The 8,679-nt window shown below is 33.5% G+C and carries 8 protein-coding genes; all 8 read right to left on the bottom strand.

Annotated elements, in window-relative coordinates; genetic code table 11:
* Positions 1–164: 164 nt before the first annotated feature.
* A complete protein-coding gene (locus HHU12_RS32005) occupies positions 165–1,418 on the bottom strand; it encodes a cystathionine gamma-synthase family protein (RefSeq protein ID WP_169660813.1) in 1,254 nt (417 codons plus the stop codon).
* A 1,174-nt stretch (positions 1,419–2,592) separates the two neighbouring features.
* Entirely contained in the window at positions 2,593–2,874 is a 282-nt protein-coding gene (locus HHU12_RS32010; protein ID WP_169660814.1) for a hypothetical protein, read from the bottom strand.
* A gap of 138 nt (positions 2,875–3,012) precedes the next feature.
* A complete protein-coding gene (locus tag HHU12_RS32015; protein WP_169660815.1) occupies positions 3,013–3,495 on the bottom strand; it encodes a GNAT family N-acetyltransferase in 483 nt (160 codons plus the stop codon).
* 133 nt (positions 3,496–3,628) lie between these two features.
* A complete protein-coding gene (locus tag HHU12_RS32020; protein WP_169660816.1) occupies positions 3,629–4,063 on the bottom strand; it encodes a hypothetical protein in 435 nt (144 codons plus the stop codon).
* A 48-nt stretch (positions 4,064–4,111) separates the two neighbouring features.
* A complete protein-coding gene (locus tag HHU12_RS32025) occupies positions 4,112–4,660 on the bottom strand; it encodes a GNAT family N-acetyltransferase (protein WP_169660817.1) in 549 nt (182 codons plus the stop codon).
* A 2-nt stretch (positions 4,661–4,662) separates the two neighbouring features.
* A complete protein-coding gene (locus HHU12_RS32030; RefSeq protein ID WP_169660818.1) occupies positions 4,663–5,181 on the bottom strand; it encodes a GNAT family N-acetyltransferase in 519 nt (172 codons plus the stop codon).
* Between the two features lie 293 nt (positions 5,182–5,474).
* The gene (locus tag HHU12_RS32035) at positions 5,475–7,082 is read right to left on the bottom strand and encodes an alpha-L-fucosidase (RefSeq protein ID WP_169660819.1); all 1,608 of its coding nucleotides are present in this window, start codon (positions 7,080–7,082) and stop codon (positions 5,475–5,477) included.
* A gap of 417 nt (positions 7,083–7,499) precedes the next feature.
* Positions 7,500–8,486, bottom strand: coding sequence for a hypothetical protein (locus tag HHU12_RS32040; protein ID WP_169660820.1), 987 nt, complete (start codon positions 8,484–8,486; stop codon positions 7,500–7,502).
* Between the last annotated feature and the right edge of the window lie 193 nt (positions 8,487–8,679).

Here is an 8,679-nt window from a genome sequence, read left to right on the forward strand (position 1 = left end):
TAAACCCTCTTACTAAGTAAACCTCCTTCTTGGAATATTACAAGTAATGATTGATATACAAACCTAAGGTTCCAGTCATGGTGCACGTAATTATTATTCCATTTCTTTTGTCACACTACATAAGTATAAAAGGGATGATACCATAATATCATCCCTTTTAACAGTTATACCACTTCTAATGCCTGTTCAATATCCCAGATAATGTCTTCGGCGTTTTCCACTCCTATAGACAAGCGAACCAAACTCGGTAATATTCCAAATTCTATTTTCTCTTCCTCCGCAATACCAATATGCGTCATACTAGCTGGATGCTGTGCTAAACTTTCTGTACTTCCTAAACTTACAGCAAGCTTCATTAATTTGAGTTGATTTAAGAACTTAAATGCTTCTTTTTCCCCTCCCTTTATATCAAAAGAGACCATTGCACCAGGAGAAGAATACTGCTTCTTATATAATTCATAAGCCTTGGTTCCTTCAGAAATACAGCCTAAATAATGTACCTTCTCTACTTTTGGGTGCTCTTGAAGATAGTCCGCAACTTTGATTGCATTATTCATCTGAGCTTCCATTCTTATTTTCAATGTTTCTAGTGAACGCAACATTAACCATGCTGTATGCGGAGAAACCATATTTCCTAAAAATGTTCTCAGTGTCTTCACCCTTTGCATCACTTCAGCGTCACCCAAGACCGCACCTGCAATAAGATCACTATGCCCACCAATATATTTGGTTGCTGAGTACATCACGATATCTGCTCCAAGTTGAAGTGGCTGTGACCATATTGGTCCCATATACGTATTATCAACAGCTACAAAAACTTTCCTTCCACTGCTTTGATCATTATACTGTTGAGCAATTTCTGCACAAAGTGTAATATCAAAAAGATCATTGGTTGGGTTAGCTGGAGTTTCTACATAAATCAAAGCCAGTCGGTCTGCTAAACCTGAATCTTCAATCATTTTCAGGATATCCGCTTTTGTATGTTCAGGTCTAAAGGCAATACTATGAACACCTATTTTCTTTAATAAATCATGAATGAAATGATCTGTTCCTCCATAAGTAGGCGCACTGTAAATCAATAGATCTCCTGGCTTTAAAAACTCCAAAAGAACCGAACTGATAGCACTCATTCCACTTTCAAATACGGCACAGTCATCAGCTTGATCCCAAAGGCAAAGGCGATCTTCTAAAATCTCTAAATTGGGGTTGTTGATTCTACTGTAAATTAGGCCCAGATTTTCATCTTGGCCTTTCTCCCTTAATCCGTAGGCCACCTCAAAAAATGCTTTTCCTTCCTCTGCTGTTTGAAAAACGAAAGTTGAAGTTTGAAAAATAGGAGTTTTCACAGCACCTTCGGATAATTCGGGTTTGTATCCATGCGTCATCATTAATGACTCCGGATGATATTTATGCGGCATAGTTTAGAATAATAAATTATGTTTATGTGTGTTTTTTACGCAAAATAATTAAAAAAATAGAATTAAAAATAAATCATTTGAAAAGTGATTATTAGTTTAATATTATACATTTTAATTCGCAATAAATTGAAATAATCGGCCTATGTAAAAAAACTATGGTCTAAAGTACAGCTTATCATATTGAATCTAACATCGATAATAATGTATATTTCACAGATAAAAGAGCGTCAGAATTACATTATTATAAAAAAAAATAACAAAAATCATAAAATGGATAATTCTTATTTTTAATCATAGTACAACAAAATAATAACAAGTTATATAACACATTCTCATAACACTTTGCAATATCTATTTAGTTTAAAATTCACCAAAGATATAATCAATTTATAATTAGTATTATATAATAGATAAATCAATGCTTTTATCTATAAATTACGTTGAAAGGCGAAAATGTATTTCAAAAAGTCAAAACCTGAAATAAAGCAGTCAAATTTGAGTTAAAAATAAGCCTGATAAATCAAAAAATAAAGCACCGAAACAGTCGTACAGTATGTTATAAAGAAATAGTACACCATTAAAGGGTAAATTAAATGACAAAAATTGGTAACTTCATTTCATGAGGTTTTTGAAAATAGGCGTAGAGAAAAGAAGTAAGTGCTGTTGTAAATCATTTTCATTTAATGTAAGCCTTCAATTATATTGATATTAAACAATCAATATAATGTTAGAATAGTATTTCAATTGGGATATTTTATTTATCCCCCAATTAATAATGAGTCCCCTTTCTGTTTTTACGGATTGGGGAATTTTTTTTACTAAGGCACCGATATAACAATGTCCAAATTGGGTTTTATGAAAATTTAAATTTAATAATATCACTATTCTAATAATGTCATTATTTCTCACATTCAATTTTGGTTAACAACTTTAAATAACATTTATTTGAATATCAATTAAGAACAAGACATCAACTCAAAGAAGTTGATTAAAAATATTTAGTTGGAAGTTTGTTTGTTAGTTTAGTTTATAGAATGAAAAGGACACAGTTTTGCTGGAGTCCTTTTTTTATGGTGTAATAAAAAACCTCTACAAGACATTCCTTATAGAGGATTTCATTAGTAAAATACTAAAGGGGTAAACGTAACCGGCATTGCTGTTTTAAGCAGATTACTTATTCAATAAAATTTTCAAATTCCTCTTCTTCACCTCTGCGGTAACGAAGGGCATTAAGCTGTTGTTTGCGTTCATATTGAAGTTGTTCATCAAGTACCCATCTTCTTTTGTTGTTTTTAAGATTGAGTAATTCATAAGCCGTTTTGTTTTGGCTTGTAACCGAAATATGTTTTACAACGTAAGCGTGCTTTGATTTAACTACAGTAACTGTATCTCCAATGTTTATCTGTGCAAAAGATGTTGAAGTTAGTAGGAGTAGTAAGAATGCTATTAGTATCATAACTGTGGGATCTCAAAAATTGATCCTTTTCTTTACTTTTAAGATATATTTACAGTTGTGTTGTTCTTTGTCACTTTTCACAAAAAAGGGTTCTTACTTTCTATTAAGCAAGAACCCTTTTTCTGGATAATTTTTTTACTAATCATTCAACTGCTTTCTTAAAACAAGCATGTGATTGAGCGGTAAGCCATTTTCGATTAATTCTTGGCTGTAATTCTTAGTATAAAAATCTTTTTTCACTTCGTAAATTTCAAAACCTACTTTCTGATAAATATACAATTGTCTGAATGCAGCATTAGAAGTTCCAATCAGAATGTACTTGAATCCTCGGTCTTTAGCCTGTTCCATGGCATTCAACAACATTCTCTGACCTATTCCTTCACCTTGACAAGTTTTAGACACCGCAATATTTTTGATCTCAATGGATTCTCCGTCAAACATCTGCAAAGCATATACTCCCAGTGTTTCACCTTCCCTTTCGTAAATATAGATCTCTGAATCGTGAATGTATTTGTCTATGGCTTCAATGGTCTCATCTGCTAATAGAAGAAGATCGTAGGGTAACTTACTGCCTTCTTGGATTAAACGAATCTTGTCTGTCTTTTCCAATAGTAAATTCATTTGATATTCGTTTAGGTATTAAAATTAAAAACGTACAAAGATAATAAAGTATAATGCCGTATAAAATAACAAAAATCAGAGTTAAGATATTTTAATAGTCGGATTTTAATGATTTTTATCCTTATTTAAAGATTTACAAATCATCAATAAATGAATAAGTATTTCTATTAAATTGTTTTTGCTCCAAAAGTTTCTTGACAAATTCTGAATGTTGTACTGTCGTTTTCTGTTGGTCAAACTGTATAAAATAACCTTGGCTATGAATACTTAAAACGTGATCGGTATGATACAATACCAATTGATAATAAGGAATTACCCACTCGAAGTTCCTGACCTTTACATTAATATGTACAATCACTCCTTTTTCCCTGATTTCAATAATTGCTGAATCTAAATCCGACTGTGTTTCTTTATCAAACCCAATGTTCAGATTACTTGATCGAATATAAAAACGAGGGGAAGTGCTCCCCCCTATCTTGATAATTTTATACAATGAAAATCTTTTGCCAGTGACTGTTTTGGTCTTGCTGTAATTCACTGGTTTACCGTGTGTTGTTTCTAAAAGCATATCTTCTTTTTAAAAGAAGTAACCTTATGAAAAGGGAATTGTTTTGAGTTATGAGTTGTCTTTTAAGTCAAAATACTCCTCCCTAGTGATTTTATACCAATGCAACGGCATTCCTTCAAATTCAGAATCTCTGGTAAACTTCATTCCTATTTTTTGTAGGACTATATTAGACCCTTCATTATCAAAGTCTGCACACGCTTCCACTTCTTCCCATTTCAATACTTCGAAGGCATAATACAAACTTATTTTGGCAGATTCTGTAGCATATCCTTTCCCCCAGAATTCTTCTCTGAATCTATATCCCAAATCATAATAAGGACCTAACTCACTAAGCACCTCTTCTAGCTTCAATCCTGACCAGCCTATGAATTCATTGGTTTCCTTTAGAATACAAGCCCAACGTCCAATTCCATTTCTTTCATACTGTCCTTGGATATTTTGGATATACTCTAAAGACTGCTTTCTATCAGTTACCGGAGGAATACCTATAAATTTTACAACATTAGGGTTAGAGTCTAAAGCAAAAATTCCCTCTAGATCTTCCTCCCTCAATTCTCTTAAGAGCAGGCGTTCCGTTTCTACGTGAAAAGTTTTCATTTTTAATTGTTTTTGATGAGTTGCCATTGATTTACTTCTTGCTCAAAATTAATAGAACCTGGTACAGATGTGTACTTCTTCACAAACTGAAAGCCTACTTTTTCTAAGGTCTTATTGGGTGCGTCATTCTTTGCATAAGGCTCACAAATAAGTTGCTTTAATTGAAAATTTTCAAAAAATAGAGGCAAAGCCAATTGTATCATCTGCGTACCTATTCCCGATTTCCGATTGCTTTTGTCCCAGAGATGCAAATGCATTTTGGCTGAATTCCCAAAATCGATTTCATTAATATTTACATGTCCTATTGGTGAATTATCAGCCAGTACAATAAGTGCATAATTCTGTTTTTGAGTATAAGGCTGACTGATCTGACTTTCCAACATCCCTTTAAACTCCTCTTCTTTAGGTAGCTTACTAAGATCAACACCCATATTGATGAGATGTTCCTTGTCTGATTTTGTCCAGTAATCAACCAAATGCGGTATGTCTTTGAGTTGGATTTCTCTTATTGTAATATTCATTGCGTTCAGATGGAAGTGTTTAATTTAAGAGGATAAATATAATTACTAAGACAAAAATTTATCATACTTGTTCCTGTTTTTTTTTGTACTACCTAAATCATTCAAAAGGAGTTCATCATAAAAACGAATAGAAGTAATTCTTATGTAAACCGACCTGCTCCATTAAAAAAGAAGAGCATGTTCAGAAATAATTTCCCAAACATGCTCTTAATACAAGTAGTCACACTGATAATCTAGACCAGATTTTACACACTCTATATCAAACAGTTGATCACCTAAACACTAAATATTATTTATAATGTCTGTTCTAGTTCTCCGCCAAGACCCGTCTTTTTAAAACCTTTACACATAATTTTGAAAGCATGTGCATGAAGTGAAGGGTAATACTTTGGCTTTTTGATAACCAAACCTTTATCTGTTCTTTCCCATTGCAGTTCTTCTTCACTACCTAATAAAGTCACAGCCTCAATGTCTTTATTCAAAACACCCAAATAACTTCCTAGGGTTGTGATTGTAATATCCTCTTCAGGTGTATCCATCACGATCGCATAAAAAGCGTCATCTGATTTTTTAGTGAATCTGATATCGTTTACTGTATATTCGATTTTTTTACGCTCCACTTTGTGTCCACCTGCAGGAAGACGTGTAGGACCTTCACCGAAGACATTCCAAGGTCTTGTGCCATAGATTGCTTCACCATTGACTTTTAACCACTCCCCCATCTCTACTAACAGTTTTTCCATTTCTGGCGGAATCGTGCCATCCGGATTTGGAGGAACGTTTAATAGCATACTACCATTTTTAGATACAATATCCACCAAAATATCTACTAGATCATTCGTAGAAACAAACTTGGCATTGGAACGATAAAACCATGTACCAGGAGAGGTATCTGTGATCCAGGTTTTGTCCGTTGGCTTATTTGGTCGCCCTCTTTCATAATCTCTTACTGCCGTGGAATCAGGGAACGTCTCTTCTTTAAAAAGTACTACCACATCTTTATCCCATTCTTTTCCTTTGTTGTAATAATAGGCCAAGAACTTCTTACGGTATTTCTCATCCATATTCTCCAACCACCAGTCAAACCATAATACATCAGGCTGATAGTTATCGATATACTCTTTCAGCTTCGCCCACCATTCTTCATGGAACTTTTCAGAAGGCATATTACTATCATATCCATGCGGTTCTGTGTAGAGATCATAATCCTTTGGATCTACATTGCCATTCACATGTGCAGGTGCAAAATATTTCCAGGTGAAAGCATGATGAAAAGAAGCAATGTACTTCATCCCTCTGCTTTCAATTTCAGTTTTCAGCTCTTGAGAGATATCTTTTCCACCATAATTCATCGAATTCCAACGCGTAGCTTTACTGTCCCACATGGCAAAATTGTCATGGTGCATGGCTACAGGACCCGCAAACTTAGCTCCCGATTTTTCAAAAAGATCAGCCCATTTTTTGGCATTAAATCCTGTTGGTTTGAAGTTCTCAATCAAATATTTATATCCTACTTCACTTGGGTCACCAAACTGTGCAGTATGATGCTTGTAATTTCCAGTAGGATTGTTGTTTACTGTTCCATTTTTCCGTCTTGGAAGTTTTCCTGTTCTCCAGTTAGGCACACCGTTTTTTCCATACATCAACATACCGTGCCACCCTGCCAAATGCTGTTTTGGTCTCATATTTACAAAGGCTCCTGATACAGGTCCCCAGTGGGTATAAATACCAAACTTCGCATCTTTAAACCACTCAGGAGCTACATTTGCTTTTGCTATTGACTCCCAATCCTCTTCATACTTTTCTTCCTTCTGGATATTTACTTCACTCTTTCTGTTTACCACATCGCAGGAAGTCGATGCAAGTAAGGCACAGAGTGAAACGACTTTCAAAAATTTCATCTTAATAAATGCTTAGGTCCTCTAATATTGTCAACACGCGTCACACTCTTGGGGTTGAACTAAAATTGAAAACAAGAATGCTTTAAACGTTTTACAAAGCTATAGGATAAGAAGGAGTGGTTTAGTAACATTCTTTTTAAAAATAGGGTGGTATTTAAAGTTTGTGGTAAATGGGAACGATAAAGAGGGGGCAATATAATTTTATCCGATATAAACACCACCTATTGCAAACACTTACCCCTCTTATCTTCTTAGTGTTACAAATAATAATAGTATTATTTACCACTCCTTTTTCTTTAAAACACCCCCTATTACACAAGCTTCAAATGAATAAATAGAATGATAAGCAAAGGTCCTAAACAAAAAAACAGCATCAGAGCTTACTCCAATGCTGTTGTTAGAAAAGTGTTAGGAACACTAAAATTCTCCTTTATTTTTCTCGTATTCTTCTACTGCTGTATAGTATTCGATATTTTCATTCTCTATTAACTCTTCTTCGTGATCTTCTCCAATTTTGAATGAATACAATTTCTTACCAAAGTCAAACAAGCCTGTTTTATAAGCATATGTTTCTTCTGAAAGCATTGGCAAGATGTAAGTATATTCTTTAGAAGAATTAATAATATCTCCATACTCATTCAACACTCCATATTTATTACCGATATAAACATCTACAGAAAAAACTAACCCCTTCAGACTGCTATGTTCTTTCTGTTTTTTCTCAAACTTCAATTTTACTTCCTTCTCTGATAACTCATAAAATGAGATTAAGCTTTCTGATAAGTTTTTCTCTATTTCTTTATCAAGATTATAGAAAGTAGTACCACAAACCATTATTAAATCACCATTGACAAAAAAGACATCAGGCTTACTTTCCATAGCTGGAATTTTTAAAAATGCCTTCTCAACAAGGTCATAAATAGAGTCCTTTTTGGTTTCAAAATACAAAAACCTGTCAGCCAATAAATCCACATTGTTTTTTTCAGTATAGGCTAACGAGAAATCACTTATATCTCCATTTGCATTCGCATAAAATTCATTATTGCTCTTCTTCAAGCGTAGCAACTTACTACGGTTTGCAACTTCTATTTTATCATAGGCCTTATCAATAACCCATTTTTGAAGACCAATATCATATAAGCCTCTCTGATAATTTTCATCAATACAATAGAATTTCTCAAAATTAGATGTAGCATAAGGTACAGTACCATCAAAAGTTACTTTCTTCAGCGTTTTTATATCATAAAATTCAGACCTTTCAAATTTCTGATTTATACTGTATACAAAACCATCGGCTGTTTGCTCAAAACTATTCACGTTATCTTGAAGTACCGCGACTGGAATTTTCTTTGTCGTCTTTATTTTGTATACCAAATGTGTCCAGTAATATTTTTTAACTTCCACGGTATCTAATACTTCAAACTCAACATTATTTTCTTTAAGAAATACTAAACTATTTTCAACACTACGATCTACCTGAAAAACAAAATCATTTTTATCCTTTCGATACTTATTTTGATTTAAGAACTGACCTTTCGCTCTCTTAAAATTTGCGAATGGTTAAAATATTGATAAGTAGATGCTAATTCAAGCTGTT

Source organism: Flammeovirga aprica JL-4 (assembly GCF_012844305.1).
GTDB classification, from domain to species: Bacteria; Bacteroidota; Bacteroidia; order Cytophagales; family Flammeovirgaceae; genus Flammeovirga; species Flammeovirga aprica.